Origin of the sequence: Modestobacter sp. VKM Ac-2978 (assembly GCF_026968025.1) — a bacterium.
Taxonomy (GTDB): Bacteria; Actinomycetota; Actinomycetes; order Mycobacteriales; family Geodermatophilaceae; genus Modestobacter.
In genome coordinates this window covers 1-19,346 of record NZ_JAPVBP010000005.1, presented here as the reverse complement: position 1 = coordinate 19,346, position 19,346 = coordinate 1, and the positions used below count along the sequence as shown (strand labels likewise).

18 protein-coding genes are annotated in these 19,346 nt (G+C 74.0%); 9 read left to right on the top strand and 9 right to left on the bottom strand.

What is annotated here, in order from left to right; translation table 11 throughout:
• Positions 1–2: 2 nt before the first annotated feature.
• Both rimO and O2W53_RS13360 read right to left on the bottom strand, forming a co-directional pair.
• Positions 3–1,472, bottom strand: a complete 1,470-nt coding sequence (gene rimO / locus O2W53_RS13365) for a 30S ribosomal protein S12 methylthiotransferase RimO (protein WP_269163535.1) — start codon at positions 1,470–1,472, stop codon at positions 3–5.
• Positions 1,473–1,547: 75 nt separating this feature from the next.
• The gene (locus O2W53_RS13360) at positions 1,548–4,064 is read right to left on the bottom strand and encodes a DNA translocase FtsK (protein ID WP_269163534.1); all 2,517 of its coding nucleotides are present in this window, start codon (positions 4,062–4,064) and stop codon (positions 1,548–1,550) included.
• A gap of 105 nt (positions 4,065–4,169) precedes the next feature.
• Between O2W53_RS13360 and O2W53_RS13355 the strand changes: the two genes are divergently transcribed.
• The 5 genes from O2W53_RS13355 (at position 4,170) to O2W53_RS13335 (ending at position 8,856) form a co-directional block, all read left to right on the top strand.
• Entirely contained in the window at positions 4,170–6,131 is a 1,962-nt protein-coding gene (locus O2W53_RS13355; protein WP_269163533.1) for a S9 family peptidase, read from the top strand.
• An 81-nt stretch (positions 6,132–6,212) separates the two neighbouring features.
• Positions 6,213–6,752: a sigma-70 family RNA polymerase sigma factor gene (locus O2W53_RS13350; protein ID WP_269163532.1), complete on the top strand. Its 540-nt coding sequence runs from the start codon at positions 6,213–6,215 to the stop codon at positions 6,750–6,752.
• Positions 6,749–7,426 carry an anti-sigma factor family protein gene (locus tag O2W53_RS13345; protein WP_269163531.1) on the top strand — a complete coding sequence of 226 codons (678 nt, stop codon included), beginning with the start codon at positions 6,749–6,751 and terminating at the stop codon, positions 7,424–7,426. The genes O2W53_RS13350 and O2W53_RS13345 overlap by 4 nt, the downstream gene beginning before the upstream one ends.
• Before the next feature lie 95 nt (positions 7,427–7,521).
• A complete protein-coding gene (locus O2W53_RS13340; RefSeq protein ID WP_269163530.1) occupies positions 7,522–8,226 on the top strand; it encodes a CHRD domain-containing protein in 705 nt (234 codons plus the stop codon).
• A 72-nt stretch (positions 8,227–8,298) separates the two neighbouring features.
• Positions 8,299–8,856, top strand: coding sequence for a class F sortase (locus tag O2W53_RS13335; RefSeq protein WP_269163529.1), 558 nt, complete (start codon positions 8,299–8,301; stop codon positions 8,854–8,856).
• A 33-nt stretch (positions 8,857–8,889) separates the two neighbouring features.
• On the opposite strand, the gene O2W53_RS13330 is transcribed toward O2W53_RS13335, so the two are convergent.
• The 5 genes from O2W53_RS13330 to thyX are packed head-to-tail and all read right to left on the bottom strand — an operon-like array spanning position 8,890 to position 13,734.
• The gene (locus O2W53_RS13330; protein ID WP_269163528.1) at positions 8,890–10,596 is read right to left on the bottom strand and encodes a ribonuclease J; all 1,707 of its coding nucleotides are present in this window, start codon (positions 10,594–10,596) and stop codon (positions 8,890–8,892) included.
• Positions 10,593–11,501, bottom strand: a complete 909-nt coding sequence (gene dapA, locus O2W53_RS13325) for a 4-hydroxy-tetrahydrodipicolinate synthase (RefSeq protein ID WP_269163527.1) — start codon at positions 11,499–11,501, stop codon at positions 10,593–10,595. The genes O2W53_RS13330 and dapA overlap by 4 nt, the downstream gene beginning before the upstream one ends.
• Before the next feature lie 10 nt (positions 11,502–11,511).
• Positions 11,512–12,117 carry a dihydrofolate reductase gene (locus O2W53_RS13320; RefSeq protein ID WP_269163526.1) on the bottom strand — a complete coding sequence of 202 codons (606 nt, stop codon included), beginning with the start codon at positions 12,115–12,117 and terminating at the stop codon, positions 11,512–11,514.
• Positions 12,114–12,935 carry a thymidylate synthase gene (locus tag O2W53_RS13315; RefSeq protein WP_269163525.1) on the bottom strand — a complete coding sequence of 274 codons (822 nt, stop codon included), beginning with the start codon at positions 12,933–12,935 and terminating at the stop codon, positions 12,114–12,116. Before O2W53_RS13315 ends, O2W53_RS13320 begins: the two co-directional genes overlap by 4 nt.
• 46 nt (positions 12,936–12,981) lie before the next feature.
• On the bottom strand, positions 12,982–13,734 hold the full coding sequence (gene thyX, locus O2W53_RS13310) for an FAD-dependent thymidylate synthase (protein ID WP_269163524.1): 753 nt from the start codon (positions 13,732–13,734) through the stop codon (positions 12,982–12,984).
• Positions 13,735–14,109: 375 nt separating this feature from the next.
• Between thyX and O2W53_RS13305 the strand changes: the two genes are divergently transcribed.
• On the top strand, positions 14,110–14,610 hold the full coding sequence (locus O2W53_RS13305) for a toxin-antitoxin system HicB family antitoxin (RefSeq protein ID WP_269163523.1): 501 nt from the start codon (positions 14,110–14,112) through the stop codon (positions 14,608–14,610).
• 16 nt (positions 14,611–14,626) lie between these two features.
• Positions 14,627–15,439, top strand: a complete 813-nt coding sequence (locus O2W53_RS13300; protein ID WP_269163522.1) for a DUF4097 family beta strand repeat-containing protein — start codon at positions 14,627–14,629, stop codon at positions 15,437–15,439.
• 12 nt (positions 15,440–15,451) lie between these two features.
• Here O2W53_RS13300 and O2W53_RS13295 read toward each other — a convergent pair whose 3' ends face one another.
• Both O2W53_RS13295 and O2W53_RS13290 read right to left on the bottom strand, forming a co-directional pair.
• Positions 15,452–16,678 carry a winged helix-turn-helix domain-containing protein gene (locus O2W53_RS13295; RefSeq protein ID WP_269163521.1) on the bottom strand — a complete coding sequence of 409 codons (1,227 nt, stop codon included), beginning with the start codon at positions 16,676–16,678 and terminating at the stop codon, positions 15,452–15,454.
• Positions 16,679–16,733: 55 nt separating this feature from the next.
• Positions 16,734–17,783: an LD-carboxypeptidase gene (locus O2W53_RS13290; protein ID WP_269163520.1), complete on the bottom strand. Its 1,050-nt coding sequence runs from the start codon at positions 17,781–17,783 to the stop codon at positions 16,734–16,736.
• Between the two features lie 83 nt (positions 17,784–17,866).
• On the opposite strand from O2W53_RS13290, the gene O2W53_RS13285 reads away from it, so the two are divergent.
• Together O2W53_RS13285 and O2W53_RS13280 are read left to right on the top strand one after the other, a co-directional pair.
• Positions 17,867–18,445 carry a GNAT family N-acetyltransferase gene (locus tag O2W53_RS13285; RefSeq protein WP_269163519.1) on the top strand — a complete coding sequence of 193 codons (579 nt, stop codon included), beginning with the start codon at positions 17,867–17,869 and terminating at the stop codon, positions 18,443–18,445.
• Positions 18,442–19,107 (top strand): DUF2461 domain-containing protein, encoded by a 666-nt coding sequence (locus tag O2W53_RS13280; RefSeq protein ID WP_269163518.1) that lies wholly within the window; start codon positions 18,442–18,444, stop codon positions 19,105–19,107. Before O2W53_RS13285 ends, O2W53_RS13280 begins: the two co-directional genes overlap by 4 nt.
• The last annotated feature ends 239 nt before the right edge of the window (positions 19,108–19,346 follow it).

The following is a 19,346-nucleotide window of genomic DNA, read 5'->3' as shown; positions in this document are numbered from 1 at the left end:
GGTCAGACCCCGGCCGTCTCGGCGACAGCTGACGCGGCAGGCACGGGCAGCAGCGCGCGGGCGACCAGGTCGACGCCCTCGGTGTCGACCACCTCGGCCCGCACCACCTGTCCGGCGACCGCGTCGGCGGGCACCCCGGAGACCGTCGTCGTGCCGTCGGCGTCCGGGTCCTGGTGGGCGGCGTGGCCGGCCCACATGCCGGGCTCGTCGTCGACCGACAGGTCCTCGGTCAGCAGCACCTCCACGGTGCTGCCGATCCGCTCCTCCGCACGCTGGGCGGTGAGCTCCTCGACCAGGTCGGTGATCCGCCGCACCCGGGCGTCGATCTGGTCCTGGTCCAGCTTGCCGGGCAGGCCGAGCGCCTCCGTGCCGTCCTCGTCGGAGTAGCCGAACACGCCGACGGCGTCCAGCCGCCCCTCGGTCAGGAACCGCTCGAGCTCGACGACGTCGTCCTCGGTCTCCCCCGGGAACCCGAGGATGACGTTGGTCCGGAAGCCCGCCCCGGGCGCCAGCGCCCGGGCCCGCTCGATGATGCCGAGGAAGTCCTCGGTGCCGCCGAAGCGCCGCATCCGGCGCAGCAGCGTCGGTGAGGAGTGCTGGAACGACAGGTCGAAGTAGGGGGCGATGCCCGGGGTCGCGGCGATCACCTCGAGCAGGCCCGGCCGCAGCTCCGCCGGCTGCAGGTAGGCCACCCGCACTCGGACGACGCCGTCGATGGCGGCCAGCTGGGGCAGCAGCTTCTCCAGCGAGCGCAGGTCGCCGGTGTCCTTGCCGTAGGAGGTGGAGTTCTCGCTGACCAGGACGATCTCGGTGACGCCCTGGGAGGCCAGCCACTGCGCCTCGCCGAGCACCTCACCGGCCGGCCGGGAGACGAACGACCCGCGGAAGGTGGGGATCGCGCAGAAGGAGCAGCGCCGGTCGCAGCCGGAGGCGATCTTCAACGCCGCGGACGGGCCGCTGGCCAGCCGCTTGCGCCGCAGCCAGTCGTGGCCGGGGATGGCCGGGGCGTCCGGGGCCTGCACCGCCGCGCTGCGCTGCACCGGGCTGATCGGCAGCAGGGTGCGCCGGTCCTGTGGCGTGTGCGGGACCAGCGGCCGGCCGGTGAGGACGTCGTCCAGCCGGTCGCCGATGGCGCCGTAGTCGTCGAAGCCCAGCACGGTGGCCTCGGGCAGCGCCCCGGCCAGCTCGGCGCCGTACCGCTCGGCCATGCAGCCGACGGCGATCACCTCGGCGCCGGAGTCGGTGGCGGCCAGGATCGCGTCGACCGAGTCCTTCTTCGCGCTCTCGATGAAGCCGCAGGTGTTCACCAGCACGGCGTCGGCGGCCTCGCCGTCGGCGACCAGCTCGTACCCGTCGCCGGCCAGCCGGCCGGCGAGCTCCTCGGAGTCGACCTCGTTGCGGGCGCAGCCGAGGGTGACGACGGCGACGCGCCGGGGAGCGGGACCGGCGGGCTGCCCTTCGGGGGATGTCATGGGTCTGGGCAGGGCTGGCACCGCACCATCGTAGGCGCCGTCCCACATTCCGCCCGGCGCCACCGGATCCCCCGGCTACTCGCTCCCGCGCAGCGTGAACATGACCGACTCCAGCTCGTCGGGCTTGATGAGCACGTCCCGGGCCTTGGAGCCCTCCGACGGCCCGACGATGCCGCGGCTCTCCATCAGGTCCATCAGCCGGCCCGCCTTGGCGAAGCCGACCCGCAGCTTGCGCTGCAGCATGGAGGTGGAGCCGAACTGGCTGGTGACCACCAGCTCCACGGCCTGGACCAGCAGCTCCAGGTCGCTGCCGATGTCCTCGTCGATCTCCTTCTTCTCCCCCGCCGCGGCGGTGAAGACCTCCTCGCGGTACTCCGGCTCGCCCTGGCGCTTGACGAACTCGACGACCGCCTCGATCTCGGCGTCGGAGACGTAGGCGCCCTGGACGCGGATCGGCTTGCCGGCGCCGATCGGCAGGAAGAGCGCATCGCCCATGCCGATCAGCTTCTCCGCACCCGGCTGGTCGAGGATGACCCGGCTGTCGGTGAGGCTGGAGGTGGAGAAGGCCAGCCGGGAGGGCACGTTGGCCTTGATCAGGCCGGTGACGACGTCGACCGACGGGCGCTGGGTGGCCAGCACCAGGTGGATCCCTGCAGCACGGGCCTTCTGGGTGATCCGGACGATCGACTCCTCGACGTCCCGCGGCGCGACCATCATCAGGTCGGCGAGCTCGTCGACGATCGTGAGGATGTAGGGGTAGGGCTGGTAGACCCGCTCGCTGCCGGGCGGGGTGGTGATCTCCCCGCGCTCGACCTTCTTGTTGAAGTCGTCGATGTGCCGGACGCCGGTGGACCGCATGTCCTGGTAGCGCTGCTCCATCTCCTCGACCAGCCAGGCCAGCGCGGTCGCGGCCTTCTTGGGGTCGGTGATGATCGGCGTGATCAGGTGCGGGATGCCGTCGTACGGGGTCAGCTCGACCATCTTCGGGTCGACCAGGATCATCCGCAGCTGGTCCGGGGTGGCCCGCAGCAGCAGCGAGGTCAGCAGCGAGTTGATGCAGCTGGACTTGCCGGCGCCGGTGGCGCCGGCCACCAGCAGGTGCGGCATCTTCGCGAGGTTGGCGCAGACGAAGCCGCCCTCGATGTCCTTGCCCAGGCCGACCAGCATCGGGTGCGGGTCCTGCTTGGCCACCTGCGAGCGCATGACGTCGCCCAGGCTGACGGTCTCGCGGTCGGTGTTGGGCACCTCGACGCCCACCGCGGACTTGCCCGGGATGGGCGCCAGGATCCGGATGTTGTCGTTGGCGACGGCGTAGGCGAGGTTCTTGGTCAGCGCGGTGATCTTCTCGACCTTGACCGCGTTGCCCAGCTCGATCTCGTAGCGGGTCACCGTCGGGCCACGGGTGTAGCTGGTGACGGCGGCGTCGATGTTGAACTGCTCGAGCACCCCGGTGATCGCCTCGATGGCGACGTCGTTGGCCTTGGACTTCGCCCGCGGCGGGGTGCCCGCGCGCAGCACGCTGACCGAGGGCAGGGTGTAGGCGCCCTCGACCGGCTGGATCCGGAGCTGCTCGGGCTCCTCGATCGGCGGCAGGTCCTCCGGCGGAGCCGTGCGGTCGATGATCGCCGGACGGCGGACCGGCACGGGCTCGGGGGCCGGCTCGTGGACGACCGCCTCCGGGGCGTCGTCCAGCGCGGCGGTGTCGATGATCCCGGTGTCCAGGGTGTCCTCGACCGCCGGGGCCGCGGCCTTGCGCCCCCTGCGGACCCGCGAGACCGGCTCGGTCGCCGGCTCCTCGTCCTGGTACTCGTCGTAGTCGTCGTACTCCTCGTCGCCGTCCCGGCCCAGCTGCCGGTCGGCCCACTCCCGCAGGCGTTCGGGCACCTGGTGCACCGGCGTGGCGGTGACGACGAGCACGCCGAAGAACGCGAGCAGGACCAGCAGCAGCACGGTGACGATCGGGCCGACGCCCGCGGTCAGCGGCATGCCGACCGCCCAGCCGAGCAGGCCGCCGGCACCGGTCCGGTCCGCCGGGTCGGCGTCCGGTCCGACGACGTGGGCGACGCCGACGACGGCGGCGATCACGCTGAGCCAGCCGATCATCAGCCGCCCGCGCGACTCCGGGTGCGGGGGGTGCCGCAGCAGCCGCAGCGCGACCAGCAACAGCACCACCGGCAGTGCGACGGTGAGCGCGCCGATCGTCCACTCGACACCGGTGGCCAGGCCGGCGCCGACCGGACCGATCCCGCCGGTCCAGACCGCCGCGCCCAGCACGATCGCCAGGCCGAGCACCGCGAGGCCGACGCCGTCCCGGCGGTGCTCGGGGCCCAGTGGCTCGGCCTCCTCCGGCCGGGCGACCGAGCGGGCCACGCCGCCGGCGCCGCGGGCCAGCAGGCCCCAGGCGCCCGACGCGCCGCGCCAGAGACTGCCGGCGAGCGTGCCCTGCTTCTTCTTCGGCGGCGGGCGGCGGGCCGCGGTGGACCCGCGCTTGGCCGGGGGGCGCTTCTTGGCTGCGGTGCTGCCCGAGCGCGGGCGTGCGGGGGCGCTGCCGCGTGCAGGCGCCCGGTTCGACGTCGACGCGCGAGCAGGCATGCGTCAGACGGTAATCGGGATGCCGGTGGCCGGGGTCCATTCAGCGCCGCGTGTCCGGCTCGGGCTCAGCTGACACCCAGCCGCCCGGCTGGCTAGCGTGACCGGGTGACCGCCCCCGAGCAGACCCTCCCCCACGGCAGCTGGCCGACGCCGATCACCTCCGAGCTCGTGGTGCGCGCCGCGGCCAGGCTCGGCGAGGTCGTCGTGGACGGCGAGGACGTCTGGTGGGCCGAGGGCCGGCCCAGCGAGGGCGGCCGCACCGTGCTGGTCCGCCGCGCGCCGGACGGGACGACGACCGACCTGCTCCCCTCCCCCTGGAACGCCCGCACCCGGGTGCACGAGTACGGCGGCGGCGCCTGGACCGTGGCCGACGGCACCATCTGGTTCACCGACTTCGCCGACCAGCGGCTGTACCGGGTGGCGCCGGGCAGCAGCGAACCAGTGGCGGTCACCCCCGAGCCCGAGGTCCCCGCCGGCGTCCGGTTCGCCGACCTGCACGCCGACGGCGACGGCGTCCTGGCGGTCCGGGAGACCCACACCGCCTCCGGCCTGGCCACCGAGGTCGTCAACGAGGTGGTCCGGGTCGCCGCCGACGGCACCGTGGAGGTGCTGGTCAGCGGGCCGGACTTCGTCTCCGACCCGCGCCGGGAACCCGACGGCCCCGCGCTGGCCTTCCTGCGGTGGGACCACCCGGACATGCCGTGGGACGGTGCCCAGCTGGTGGTCCGGGACGGCGCGGGCGATGAGCACGTCATCGCCGGCGGGCACGGCGAGTCGGTCGTCCAGCCGGTGTGGGGCGCGGACGCCGCGCTGTGGTGGCTCTCCGACCGCACGGACGTCTGGTCGCTGTACCGGCGCCGGCCGCACGGCGAGGTCGAGCTGGTGTTCGACGCCGGCAGCGACATCGCCGGGCCGCAGTGGGTCTTCGGGCAGAGCCGGTTCGACCTGCTGGACGACGGCCGGGTGGCGCTCGCCTACGGCCGGGACGGCGCCGACCGGCTCGCCGTGCTCGACACCGACGGCACGGCGCGCGAGTTCGACCTGCCGTACTGGGCCTTCGGCCAGGTGCGCGGCGCCTCCGACGGCGTGGTGTGCGTGGCCGGCGGCCCGGCGTCCGAGGCGGTCGTCCTCCGGGTCGGTCCCGACGGTGCCCCCGAGGTGCTCCGCCCGGCCCGCGACCTCGGCCTGGACCCGGCCTGGTTCTCCCGCCCCCAGCACGTCACCTTCCCCACCGAGCCCGGGCCCAGTGGGGTCGCCGAGGCCCACGCGCTGGTGTACCCGCCGACCAACCCGCAGGTCACCGGCCCGGACGACGAGCTGCCGCCGCTCCTGGTCCTCGTGCACGGCGGGCCCACCGCCGCCGCCCGGTCGGTGCTGGACCTCGGCGTCCAGTACTGGACCTCCCGCGGGTTCGCCGTCGCCGACGTCGACTACCGCGGCTCCACCGGCTACGGCCGGCGCTACCGCGAGGCGCTGAAGGGGCAGTGGGGCGTCGCCGACCTGGACGACGTCGTCGCCTGCGCCCGGTACCTCTCCTCCGGCGACGGCCCCGCCGGGCTGCGCGTCGACCAGGCGCGGCTGGCGATCCGCGGCGGCTCGGCCGGCGGGTACACCACGCTGGCCGCGCTGACCTTCCGCCCGGGCGTCTTCGCTGCCGGGGCCAGCCACTACGGCGTCGCCGACCTGGCCGCGCTGGCCGCCGACACGCACAAGTTCGAGTCCCGCTACCTCGACGGGCTGATCGCACCGTGGCCCGCCGGCGCCGACGTCTACGCCGAGCGCTCGCCGATCAACGCGACCGACGCACTGGACACCCCGCTGGCGATCTTCCAGGGCGACGAGGACCGGGTGGTGCCGCCCGAGCAGGCGGAGCTGATGGTCGCGGCCCTCCGCGCGAAGGGCGTGCCGCACGCCTACGTGCTCTTCGCCGGCGAGCAGCACGGCTTCCGCAAGGCGGAGAACATCCGCACCGCCCTGGACGGCGAGCTGTCCTTCTACGCCCAGGTGCTCGGCTTCGGCCTGCCCGAGGCAGAGGGGATCACCCCGATCGAGATCGTGCGTCCGTAACGCGGGCACGACGCCCGGTGAACCGATCCGGTCCCAGCGCCGTACACACCGGTAGGGCATCCGGCGATCGGGAGGTGGGACATGGTGCGGCAGCTGCGACCGGCCGGGACCGGCCACCTCGACGTCCCGGCCGCCTACGCCGCGCACGGGCCGGAGCTCTACCGCTTCGCCCTGCGTCACCTCGGTGACCAGGGTGCTGCCCAGGACGTCGTGCAGGAGGTGTTCCTGCGGGCCTGGCGGTCCGCGGGGTCCTTCGACCCCGGGCTGGCCAGCCTGCGCACCTGGCTGTTCGCCATCGCCCGCAACCTGCTGGTCGACGAGGCGCGACGCGGCGCGGCCCGCCCGTGGCAGCGCCAGCTCACCGACGGCACCCGGCACGACCCCGGCCCACCCGGGCCTGCCCTGGACGAGCGGCTGGTCGACGCCTGGGTGGTCGAGGAGGCGCTGCGTCGGATCGGGGTCGAACACCGGGCCGCGATCGTGGAGACCCACCTGCGTGGCCGGCCGCACGCCGAGGTCGCGGCGGAGCTCGGCGTACCGGTGGGCACACTGCGCAGCAGGGTGTTTTACGGCCTGAAGGCACTGCGGCTGGCGATGGAGGAGATGGGGGTGGAACCGTGAACGAGGAACAGGCGCACCGTGCACTGCGCGAGGAGCTCGGCGTGTACGCCCTGGGGGCGGGCAGCCCCGACGAGCGCGCCGTGGTGCGGGCCCACCTGGAGGGGTGTGCCGCCTGCCGCGCCGAGCTGGCCGAGCTGGCCCCGATCGCCGCCCGGCTCGCCGACGCCGACCCCGACCGGCTCGACGAGGACCCGGCGCCCCCGCCCGGGCTGGCCGACGCCGTCCTGGCCCGGATCGCCGCCGAGGGCGCACTCCCCCGGGCCGATCCGGCCCGGCGCCGCCGACGGACCCGGCTCGCCGCCGGTTCGCTGGTGTTGGCCACGGCTGCCGCGGCCTTCGCCGTCGGCTGGCTGGTCCGGCCGGTCCCTCCCCCACCGCCGCTGGAGAGCGTGGCCGTCGAGGTCACCGACCCGGACATCACCGCGACCGCCGACGTGGTGCCGCACACCTGGGGGGTGGAGGTGAAGCTCGCCGGAGCCGGCTTCACCGCCGGGGAGGTCTACCGGGTCGCCGTCCTCGAGGACGACGGGGACGCGGCCCCCGCCGGGGCCTTCCTCGGCACCGGCCCCGCGGAGCTGTTCTGCAACCTCAACTCCCCGGTCCTGCGCGACGACGCCGAGGGCTTCCAGGTGGTCGACGCCAGCGGCGCGGTCGTGCTGCGCTCGACCTTCTGAGCTCGACCTCCTGAGCTCGAGTTCCTGAGCCGGTGAACGGGACGGCGCCGGGGTCCGTAGACCCCGTTGTCCGATCCCGAGACCAGGAGCCAGCCATGACCCGCACCCGCACAGCCCGCGCCGCCGTCGTCGCCGGGGCGATGGGCGTCGTCGCCCTCACCGGAACCGGCACCGCCTCCGCCGAGACGGAGGTGGCCGAACCGTCGACCTTCACCAGCGCGTTCACCGCGATGGCCACGCCCGACGCGGTGGTCGACACCGACGGGGTGCCCACCCCGGGCGAGCCCGGCGCCTCCGGCAGCTTCATGTACCGGATCAACTCCGACCTCGAGATCATCTGCTACGACATCACCCTCACCGGGGTGACCCCGCCGTACCAGAGCGCGGCGAAGACCTCGACGCACATCCACGAGGCAGCGGCCGGCGAGTCCGGTCCGCCGCGGATCGCGCTGCCGGACCCGGTCGACGACGGCAGCGGCGAGCTGGTGAGCAGCGGCTGCCTGGAGGGCCCGTTCACCACCGGCGTCGCCCCCGACGGCACCGACACCGGCAGCGGGTTCTCCCTCGCCGAGATCGAGGCCGACCCGTCGGCGTTCGCCACCGACAACCACACCGCGGCCTTCGTCGCGGGCGCGGTGCGCGGGCAGCTGGCCCAGGTGCCGATTGGCGGCATCGAGACCGGCGCCGGCGGGACGGCGGAGGACGGGACGTCCGGCGCACCGCTGGCCGCGCTCGGCGGCTCCCTCGCCCTGGTCGGGGCAGCGGCGTTCGGGCTGCACCGCCGCTCGGTCCGGGGCTGATCCGTGCGCCCCGGACGCGGGACCCTGCTGGCCGGCTGTGCGGCCCTCGCGCTCAGCGGGTGCGGCGGCCCGGTGAGCGGTCCCGCGGCCGGGGCACCGCCCGGTGCCGTCGCGCCGGTGACCAGCTCGCCGCCGGCGGCATCCGCACCGGCGGCGGTCGGCGCCACGGTGCTCGACCCGGCCGCGGTGCCGGAACCGGAGTCGCTCTCGATCCCGGCCATCGGGGTCCGGCGCGACCTGGTCGACCTGGGCCTGGCCGCTGACGGCACGGCCGAGGTGCCGACGGACTTCGACGACGCCGGGTGGTTCACCGGCGGAGGCCGGCCGGGGTCACGGGGCCCGACCGTCCTCCTCGGTCACGTCGACTCCACGGCCGGGCCGGCGGTCTTCGCCGACCTGCGGGACCTCGTGCCGGGCGACGTCGTCGAGGTGACCGTCGCCGGCGGCGCCGTCGCCCGGTACGAGGTGACCGGCAGCGAGCAGGTGCCCAAGGACGAGTTCCCGACGGCGGCGGTGTTCGGCGCGACGACGGAGGACGTGCTGCGGCTGGTCACCTGCACCGGCGACTTCGACCGCGGCGCGCGCAGCTACGTCGACAACCTGGTGGTCACCGCCGAGCGCATCAGCTGACCCGGCGACGTCGTCGTCCCGATCCGCTCCCGGCTAGACCTCGAGGACGGTGGGGATGATCATCGGCCGGCGGCGGTAGGTGTCCGACACCCACTTGCCGACCGTCCGGCGTATCACCTGGGACAGCCGGTGGGCGTCGACCTGCTCGTCGGCCGCCAGGGCCCGCTTCAGCTCGTCCTCCACCAGGGCGAGCACCTCGGTGAAGGCGGCCGGGTCGTCGGAGAAGCCCCGGGTCGACAGGTGCACCGGCCGCACGATGGTGCGGGTCGAGGGCTCGATGACCACGGTCAGCGCGACGAAGCCCTCGTCCCCGAGGATCCGCCGGGCCTGCAGAGACTCCTCGCCGACGTCGCCGACGTTGAGCCCGTCGACGTAGACGTTGCCGATCGGCACGCTGCCCACGATCGACGCCTTGCCGTCGACCAGGTCGACGACGACGCCGTCCTCGGCCAGCAGGATGCGGTCGCGGCTCATCCCGGTCTCCTGAGCCAGCGCGGCGTGCGCCCGCAGGTGCCGCCACTCCCCGTGCACCGGCATCAGGTACTTCGGCTTGGCCACGTTGAGCAGGGTGCGCAGCTCCCCGGCCGGGGCGTGCCCGGAGACGTGCACCCGGGCCGTCTCCTTGTGCACGACGGTGGCGCCGAGCCGGGCCAGGCCGTTGATCACCTTGTAGACGGCGGTCTCGTTCCCGGGCACCAGCGAGGACGCCAGGATGATCGTGTCGCCGGCCTCGATGGTGACCTGGTGGTGGTCACCGCGGGCCATCCGGCCCAGCGCGGACAGCGGCTCCCCCTGCGAGCCGGTGCTGACCAGCACCACCTGCTCCGGGGGCATCGCGGTGGCCTCGTCGAGCTTGACCATCAGCCCGGGAGGCACCCGGAGCAGGCCGAGGTCCTGGGCGACCCCCATGTTGCGGACCATCGAACGGCCCACCAGCGCGACCTTGCGCCCGTGCTCGGCCGCGCAGTCGAGCACCTGCTGGATGCGGTGCACGTGGCTGGCGAAGCTGGAGACGATCAGCCGCTGGGAGGCGCGCTCGAACACCGAGCCCAGCACCGGGCCGATGCTGCGCTCGGAGGTGACGAACCCGGGCACCTCGGCGTTGGTGGAGTCACTCAGCAGCAGGTCGATGCCCTCGACCCCGAGCCGGGCGAAGGCGCCGAGGTCGGTCAGCACGCCGTCGAGGGGCAGCTGGTCCATCTTGAAGTCGCCGGTGTGCACGAGGGTGCCCGCCGGGGTGTGCACCGCGACGGCGAGTGCGTCGGGGATGGAGTGGTTGACGCTGATGAACTCGCAGTGGAACGGCCCGGCCAGGTGGTCGTCCCCGGCCGCCACCTCGACCAGCACCGGGTCGATCCGGTGCTCGCGCAGCTTGGCCTTGACCAGCGCGAGGGTGAACCGGGAGCCGACCAGGGGGATGTCGGCGCGCAGCCGGAGCAGGTAGGGGACGGCGCCGATGTGGTCCTCGTGCCCGTGGGTGAGGACGACGGCGGCGATGTCGTCCATCCGGTGCTCGATGACCCCGAAGTCGGGCAGGATCAGGTCGACGCCGGGCTGCTCCGCCTCGGGGAAGAGCACCCCGCAGTCGATGATCAGCAGCTGGCCGTCGAACTCGAGCACGGCCATGTTCCGGCCGATCTCCCCCAGCCCGCCCAGCGCCATCACCCGCAGGCCGCCGGCCGGGAGGGGCGGCGGGGCCTTCAGGTCCAGGTGGGGCTGCGGGGAGTTCGACGTCGTCACAGCACGACACCTCCGGCGGCGAGGTCCACGCGCAGCTGCGCCACCTGTTCCTCGGTGGCGTCCACGAGCGGCGGGCGCACCGGGCCGGACGGGAGCCCGAGCTCGCGCAGCGCCGCCTTGACCATGATCGTGCCCTGGGTGCGGAAGATGCCGGTGTACACCGGCAGCAGCTCGTCGTTGACCTCCCGCGCCCGGGCCAGGTCGCCGGCCTCGACGGCGGCGATCAGCTCGGCCAGCCGGGTGCCGACCAGGTGCCCGACGACGCTCACCACGCCGACGGCGCCGACGGCGAGCAGCGGCAGGTTCAGCATGTCCTCGCCGGAGTAGTAGGCGAGGTCGGTGCGGGCCAGGGTCTGCATGAGGGCGCCGAAGTCGCCCTTGGCGTCCTTGACCGCGACGATGTTCGGGTGCTCCGCGGCGCGGACCAGCGTCTCCACCTCGATGGGGACCACCGAGCGCGGCGGGATATCGTAGAGCATCACCGGCAGGTCGGTGGAGTCGGCGACCGCGGTGAAGTGCCGCAGCAGCCCGGCCTGCGGGGGCTTGTTGTAGTACGGGGTGACGACGAGCAGGCCGTGCACGCCGAGCCGGGCCGCCGACTGGGCCTTCTCGATGGAGTGCGCGGTGTCGTTCGTGCCGACGCCGGCGACCACCATGGCCCGGTCACCGACGGCGTCCAGCACGGCCTCGAGCACCGCGTGCTGCTCGCCGTCGCTGATGGTCGGCGACTCACCCGTGGTCCCGAAGACGACCAGGCCGTCGTGCGACTGCCGGTCGACGAGGTGCGCGGCGAGCTCCTGGGCGCCGGCGAGGTCGATCGTGCCGTCCTCGGCGAGCGGGGTGACCATCGCCGTGAGCACGCGCCCGAACGGTCGGGCGGGGTCCGTGGTCGTGGCCGGGGTCATGGCCTGGAATCTACCGGCCCGCCCCGACACCCCCGGACCGCCCTGCGGCGACCCAGGTCTGCTCGTGCTCGGCGAGGACGCGGGCCACGAGGTCCGGGGCGACCGTCCCACGCCCCCACTGGGTGACCCGGAAGCGGAGCCCAGTCGTCGACTCCGACCAACCGGGGTCGGGCACCCGCGTACCCGGCGCCCAGTCCGGGCCCGGGCGGGGTGCCCAGGTGTCACCCGGCAGCTGCACGTCGACCTCGGTCACCACCAGCTCGTCGGCGTAGGGGAGGAACGCGCCGTAGACCGCCCCGCCGCCGATCACCCACAGGTCGCCGTCCAGCGCGAGTGCCTCGGTCACCGACCGGACCACCTGCGCCCCGGGCTCCGCCGGGTCCAGCGTCGAGCTGAGCACCACGTTGCGGCGGCCCGGCAGCGGCCGGAACCGCGCCGGCAGCGACTCCCAGGTGCGGCGGCCCATGACCACGGTGCCGCCCACGGTCAGCGCCTTGAACAACCGCAGGTCCTCGGGCAGGTGCCAGGGCAGTGCGCCGTCAGCGCCGATGACGCCGTCGGTGGTCTGGGCCCAGACCATCCGCACCGTGCGCCGCGGGGTCGCCGGATCGGTCACACCGCCACCGCACCCCGGATGGCCGGGTGGTGCCGGTAGTCGACGACGCGGAAGTCCTCGTAGCGGTGGTCGAACAGCGACGGCGCCGGGTCGATCTCCAGCTGCGGGAAGGGCAGCACCTCCCGGGAGAGCTGCTCGCGCACCTGGGGCAGGTGGTTGCGGTAGATGTGGCAGTCCCCGCCGACCCAGATGAAGTCGCCCGGCTCGAGGCCGACCTGCTGGGCGACCATCCGGGTCAGCAGCGCGTAGCTGGCGATGTTGAACGGGACGCCGAGGAACAGGTCGGCGCTGCGCTGGTAGAGCTGGCAGGAGAGCTTGCCGTCGGCGACGTGGAACTGGAAGAGCGCGTGGCAGGGAGCCAGCGCCATCTCCGGCAGGGCGGCCACGTTCCACGCCGAGACCACCATCCGCCGGGAGTCCGGGTTGGTGCGCAGCGTGTCCAGGACGGCGGAGAGCTGGTCGATCGACCCGCCGTCCGGCGTGGGCCAGGACCGCCACTGGACGCCGTAGACCGGGCCCAGGCTGCCGTCCTCGGCCGCCCACTCGTCCCATATCGAGACGCCGTGCTCCTTCAGCCAGCCGACGTTGCCCTCGCCGCGCAGGAACCACAGCAGCTCGTAGGCGATCGACTTGAAGTGCACCGACTTCGTCGTCACCAGCGGGAAGGAGCTGGACAGGTCGTAGCGCAGCCGCTCCCCGAACAGGCTCAGCGTGCCGGTGCCGGTGCGGTCGTCCTTCGGCGTCCCGGTCTCCAGGACCCGGCGGAGCAGGTCCTCGTACTGCGTGTCGACCTCCGGCTGGACGGCCACGTCGGGCATGTCGACTCCTCGTCGCGATCGTGGGTGGGGACGGAACGGTGGCGGGTCAGCCCTCGGCGACCAGCGGGCTCGCGGCGACGGCGGTGCCGTCGGAGAGTTCGCTGATCCGGAAGTCACCGAAGACGTGCGGGGCGGCGTCCTGCAGCTCGCGCAGGCAGGCGATGGCCAGCTCGCGGATCTCGACGTCGGCGTGCTCACTGGCCCGCATGGCCACGAAGTGCCGCCAGGCCCGGTAGTTGCCGGTGACGACGATGCGGGTCTCGGTGGCGTTCGGCAGCACCGAACGGGCTGCCTGCCGGGCCTGCTTGCGGCGCAGCGTCGCGTTCGGGACGTCGGCGAAGCGCTTCTCCAGCCCCTCGAGCAGCTCGGCGTAGGCGGCCAGTGCGGCATCGGTGGCGGCGAGGAACTTCTCGTGCAGCTCGGGGTCCTCGGCGATGACCGCCGGCTCGACGACGGCGGCGTCCTGCTCGGGCACGTAGCGCTGGGACAGCTGGCTGTAGGAGAAGTGGCGGTGCCGGATCAGCTCGTGGGTCAGCGACCGCGAGACGCCGGAGAGGTACATGGTCACGGTGCCGTGCTCGAGCACCGACAGGTGGCCGACCTCGAGGATGTGTCGCAGGTAGCCCTCGTTGGTCGCCGTGGTCGGGTTCGGCTTGGTCCAGGACTGGTAGCAGGCCCGCCCGGCGAACTCCGCGAGCGCCTGCCCGCCGTCGGCGTCGGTCTCCCAGGGCACGTCCGCCGGCGGGGTGAACTGCGTCTGCGCGACGACCTGCACCTTCAGGGGGGCGATGGCGGGCACCTGTCGAGCGTACGGGGGGAGGCCGCTGTCCCCTGCAGCAGCAGGGAGCCGCTGGACCCGGAGGACGACAGCAGCACCACCCGCCTCACCCCGGCCACGACCTCCGCCGACGTCACCGTGCCGCTTGATGTGACGTCACAGTGGTGCCATGCTGATGTCATGGAGAACTGGACACACCTTGAGGACCTGCAGAAGGCCGTGGCGCCACGCTCGCCGAAGACGCCACCCGACGCACAGCCGCGCACCCGGCACCGCCACGGTCGCCGTCCACGCTGGCTCGGCGGCGGGTCGCAGTGAGCCACCCCTCCCCGGACCAGCGCCGACGCAGCCGACCCCGCCGATCGCGCGGCCGCAGCTGACGTCACGATGGCGGCCATGGACCTGACCGACTACGTCGACGCCCTCCGCAGCTCACTGACCGCGGCCGCGGCAGCCGGCACCGAGCAGGCGCAGGAGACCGCCCGACTGCTCGCCGATGCGCTGGAACCCGCCGTCCGGCTCACCGTCACCGAGGCCCTCTCGGCGATGGCCGCAGAGGTCACCGCCGCCTGGGACGGCGGGCTGGTCGACATCCGGGTCCGCGGCCGCGACCCCGAGGTCGTCGTCGTCCACACCCCCGATCCCGGCCACGAGCCGGAGCCGGTCCCGGGTCCTCCGCTCGACGAGCCCGAGGCCGACCACGACGGGGCCGTCGCCCGGATCAGCCTCCGGCTCCCCGAGGCACTGAAGTCCCGCGCCGAGACGGCCGCCGCCGCGGCCGGCCTCTCGCTCAACGCCTGGCTCGTCCGCGCCGTCGCCGACGGCCTGCGGGAACCGACCGACCCGCCGCGCTCCGCGCGCGGCCCTCGCCGCTACTCCGGCTTCGCCCGGAGCTGACAGACCTGGAGTCCCCGTGACCGTCCGAACCCACCGCTTCCCGCCGGCGGACCCACCCCGCACGATCGAGGTGCGCAACCCTGCCGGTCAGGTCGCGGTCCGCGCGGTGGAGGGCGCCACCGAGGTGGTGGTCACCGTCCAGGCGCTCGACGGAGCCGGCGACCAGCTGCTCGACCGCATCGATGTGTCGGCCACCGGCACCGCGCTGCGTGTCGCGGTGCCTGAACGACGCATGGCCCGGACCCCGCGGTACGGGGTCGAGGTGACCACCCCGCCGGACGCGGACGTCACCATCGCGACCGCGTCCGGCGGTGCGGAACTGAGCGGGTCTCACGGCCGCGTCACCGTCACCACCGCCAGCGGTGACGTCACGGTCGAACACGCCGCCGAGCTCCGGGTCCGCTCGGCCAGCGGGGACGTGCGGACCAACCGGGTCGACGGTCCGCTCACGATCACGACCGCCTCCAGCGACCTGCACCTGGACGACGTCCGTGGCCCGGTCGACGTGCGCACCGCCTCCGGCGACGTGGTGCTCGGCCGGGTGGCGACCGACGTGTCCGCGAAGACGGCGTCGGGGGACGTCCGGGTGGAGCGGGCCGTCTCGGGCACGGTCCGGGTCACCACGGTCTCCGGCGACACGACGGTCGCCGTCGAGCCCGGCCTGCGGGTGTGGCTCGACGTGCAGAGCATCTCCGGCCGGTTGACCTCCGACCTCGACGCCGACACCCCCGGCTCGGACGCGACGCAGGGAGAACCTCTCTCCCTCCTGCTCACCTCGGTCTCCGGCGACCTGCGCCTGCGCCGCGCCGCTGCTGCCCCGGGGCGCTGATCCAGGAGCCGTTCAGCTGGGGACGGCGCCGCCGGCGAGGGCGGAGCCCAGGATGGGGGCCAGGTCACCCGGGCCGGCCACCACCACCTCGTCCAGGGCCATCCAGTCGGCCATCAGCCGTAGCTCGTCGGCCAGTGCGGCGGCGACCTCGGCGGTGTCGACACCCGGCTCGGCGAAAGCGCCCTGCACCCGCAGCACGCCGGCCTGCCGGTCGGCCTTCAGGTCGACGCGGGCGACGAGCCGGTCGCCGAGCAGGAACGGCAGCACGTAGTAGCCGTGCACCCGCTTCGCGGCCGGCGTGTAGATCTCCAGCCGGTAGCGGAACCCGAAGATGCGCTCGACCCGCGGGCGCTCCCACACCAGGGAGTCGAACGGGGACAGCAGCGCGCGGGCCCGGATCCACCGTGGCCGTCGCGCCTGCGGGTCCAGCCAGGCCGGCCGGTCCCAGCCCACCACCTCGACCGGTTGCAGCTCGCCCGCGTCGGCCAGCTCGGCGATCGCCGTCCGGGCGTCGACCGGGGCGAGCCGGAAGTAGTCGCGCAGGTCGAACTCGGTGGCCACCCCGAGCGCCCGCGCCGCCGTGCGGACCAGCTCCCGGACGGCGTCCGGCCGCTCCGGGGTCGGCGCCTGGAAGACGGCGCGCGGCAGTACCCGCTCCGGGAGGTCGTAGACCCGCTCGAAGCCGGCCGTGCGCCCGCGCGCGGTGAGCGCACCGGTGAAGAACAGGTACTCCAGCGCGGCCTTGCCGGCGTGCCAGTTCCACATGCTGCCCGGCCGGTTGGGCCGTTCCTCCTGCAGCTGGCTGGCCCGGATCGGCCCGTCGGTGCGCACCCGCGCCAGCAGTGCCGCCACGTACTCCGGGCGCTCCTGCTGCACCCTGGTCATCGAGCCCCACGCCTCCCGGTCGGCCGCGGCCATCCGCCAGCGCAGGTGCGGGTGGAGCCGGGCCGGCAGGAACGACGCCTCGTGCGCCCAGTACTCGAAGACGTCGTGCCGCCGGTTCGAGACGGCGTCGAGGTCGCTGCGCGGGTAGGGACCCAGCCGGCTGAAGAAGGGGAGGTAGTGGGACCGGGACAGCACGTTGACCGAGTCGATCTGCACCACGGCCAGCCGCTCGGCGGTCCGGCGCAGCTGCCGGGTGCCAACGCTGCCGGTGGGCCGCGGCTCGGCGAAACCCTGAGCGGCCAGGGCGATGCGGCGGGCCAGCCCGGCGGGCAGCCGCTCGACGGAGGACGTCACCCCGCCGATCCTGCCCTGCCGGTCCGACGCTCCGGTCGCCCAGCGCCCGGACGGCTCAGGAGTAGTCCGCGTGGACCCGCTGCTGGACGCCGTCCACGGTGACACTGCCGCCGTGCGGCAGGACCCACTGCGGCCGGGTGTGGCCGAACGGGACGCCGGTGCAGACCACCGCCTCCGGGTTGTAGCGCGCGACGAGTTCGACGACGACGTCCCGCTGCTCCGCACGCAGGCGGGTGCGCTCCTCCGGAGCCGGGCGACGGCTGAAGTCCGAGACCGGTGGTCGGGCGAGCAGGACGGCAGCGACCGCACCGAGGATGCCGCGCTCCCCGAGCGATCGGACGATCCAGCCGACCTCGCGCGCCGGCAGCAGCTCCTCCGAGGTCTCCAGGAGCAGCACCCCGCCCTCGAGCACAGCGGCGTCGAAGGGGAACCTGCCCGCGGTGAGGACCCACTGGAGGACCTCCAGACAGCCACCCCAGGTGCGCCCGGTGACCGAGCGAGCGGGGCCATCCCAGGCCCAGGGCTCGGTCGCCTCCCGCTCGCCGGACGACTCCAGCGCACGGGGGTCGTCCCAGTCGACGCCCACGTCCTCCGACTCCCCCGGGTCGGTGACCTCCAGCGACCCGCCGGTCGTCAGCGCGGCGCGCAGCGAGCGCGCGTGCACGTCGTCGACGCCGGGACCGGGCCCCAGGTGCACCTGGGAGGACCCGCCGTAGAAGCTCGCGACGCCGTTCGCCCACAACCACTGGTGGAGGTTGGTGTTGTCGCTGGTGCCGAGGAACGGCTTGGGATCGGCGCACGGCAGCCGGCTGTCCAGGTGCGGGATGACCGTGATCTGGTCCTCGCCGCCGATGGAGGCCAGGATGCCGCGGATCGAGGGATCGGCGAAGGCCGCGTCGATGTCGGCCGCCCGCGCCTGGGCCGAGGCGCCGACCTGCCGCGTGGTCGGGTACTCCACCGGGACGAGACCAGTCACCTCGGCGAGCCGTCGCATCCCCTGCTCGTGCACTGCGGGGTACGCCCCCGGCGCGGCGAACGACGGCGACAGGACGGCGATCCGGTCTCCCGCCCGGGCCTTCGGTGGCTGGACGACCTCGTGCTCCATGGCCCGGGATCCAAGCAGACCCAGGCAGTCGGCCCCCGCGGACGCCGAGGCCGGTCACCCGACCCACCGCCTACGCTGCCCCGATGGAGCTGCCGAAGGGACGCGGACTGACCGGCCGCGCCGACGTGTCCGTACGACCGGCGGCCGCCGCGGACGCGGAGGCGATCGCCCGCGTCCAGGTGGTCACCTGGCGGACCGCCTACCGCTCCCTCCTCCCGGCACAGGTGCTCGACGAGTGGGACGACGACGCCGCCACGACGACCTGGCGGACGGCGGTGGCCGCGCCCCCGACGTCCGAACACGGCGTGCTGGTCGCCGTGGAGTCGGGGACCGTGGTCGGGTTCGCCGCCTACGGCCCCACGGACGACCCCGACGTCGCCGACCTCGCCACCCTGCTCGTCGAGCCCCGCTGGGGCCGGCGTGGTCACGGGAGCCGACTGCTCGCTGCGGTCGCCGACCTGGCCACCGAGCGCAGGGTCCGCTCCCTGCACACATGGGTCCCCGAGGACGACCTGGCGACCGGACGGTTCCTCGGCTCGGCGGGCTGGGCAACGGACGGGTGGACACGGACGCTGGACACCGGCGCCGCCCCGCTGTCCCAGCTCCGCTGGACGACGCGGCTGGACGACGACGAGCACGACGAGGAGCGAGCAGCACCGTGACGTTCTCCGGCTTCCCCGACGAAGCCCTGGTCTTCTACGAGGGCCTCGAGGCGGACAACAGCAAGACCTACTGGACTCAGCACCGGGCGAGCTACGACGAACACGTCCGGGCGCCGCTCCAGGCGCTGGCCGACGAGCTCGCGCCGGAGTTCGGTACGCCCAAGCTCTTCCGGCCGTACCGGGACGTGCGCTTCAGCAAGGACAAGACGCCCTACAAGATCCACCAGGGGGCGGTGTTCCACCCGGACGGCGCGGGGCTGGGCTCGGTCTACGTGCAGGTGTCCGCAGACGGTCTGCGCGTCGCGGGTGGCTCCTGGCGTCTGCAGCCCGACCAGGTGGAGCGGTACCGCCGGGCCGTCGGCGACGATGTGCAGGGCGCCCGGCTGGCGGACGTGGTGCGCCGGCTGCGCGACGCGGACTACGAGGTCGACGGAGACACGCTGATCCGGACTCCACGGGGCTGGCCGGCGGACCACCCACGGATCGAGTTGCTCCGGCACAAGTCCCTGCACGGCGCCCAGCAGTGGGCGCCGGCGGACTGGCTGCACACCCGCGCGGCGCTCGAGCGGGTCCGCGACGCGTGGCGCGCCTTCTCCCCGCTGAACCGGTGGCTCGACGAGAACATCGGAGCCACCAGCACGCCGGCCGATCGCCGTCGTTGACCGGTTGCGTCACGTGACGTGGCGCCCACGGTGGGGCGGCCCGCCGGTCGATGCCGGGCACGGCTGCTCCACATGACGCCGTCCCACTGCTCCACCGACGCCGGGACCGGCATGGTGAGGACAACTCGTACATCGCATGGACGGTGCCCGTGATGCTGGCCTGGAAATGCAGGAACGGGGCCACAGCCGTAGCTGTGACCCCGTCCTGGGAGTTATGTCCGGCGGCGTCCTACTCTCCC

Excerpts from the sequence above, each read along its gene's own strand:
- O2W53_RS13360 (WP_269163534.1), bottom strand. The coding sequence starts at position 4,064 with ATGCCTGCTCGCGCGTCGACGTCGAACCGGGCGCCTGCACGCGGCAGC.
- O2W53_RS13290 (WP_269163520.1), bottom strand. The coding sequence starts at position 17,783 with ATGGAGCACGAGGTCGTCCAGCCACCGAAGGCCCGGGCGGGAGACCGG.
- rimO (WP_269163535.1), bottom strand. The coding sequence starts at position 1,472 with ATGACATCCCCCGAAGGGCAGCCCGCCGGTCCCGCTCCCCGGCGCGTC.
- dapA (WP_269163527.1), bottom strand. The coding sequence starts at position 11,501 with ATGACCCCGGCCACGACCACGGACCCCGCCCGACCGTTCGGGCGCGTG.
- O2W53_RS13305 (WP_269163523.1), top strand. The coding sequence starts at position 14,110 with ATGGACCTGACCGACTACGTCGACGCCCTCCGCAGCTCACTGACCGCG.
- O2W53_RS13315 (WP_269163525.1), bottom strand. The coding sequence starts at position 12,935 with ATGCCCGACGTGGCCGTCCAGCCGGAGGTCGACACGCAGTACGAGGAC.
- O2W53_RS13285 (WP_269163519.1), top strand. The coding sequence starts at position 17,867 with ATGGAGCTGCCGAAGGGACGCGGACTGACCGGCCGCGCCGACGTGTCC.
- O2W53_RS13350 (WP_269163532.1), top strand. The coding sequence starts at position 6,213 with ATGGTGCGGCAGCTGCGACCGGCCGGGACCGGCCACCTCGACGTCCCG.
- O2W53_RS13340 (WP_269163530.1), top strand. The coding sequence starts at position 7,522 with ATGACCCGCACCCGCACAGCCCGCGCCGCCGTCGTCGCCGGGGCGATG.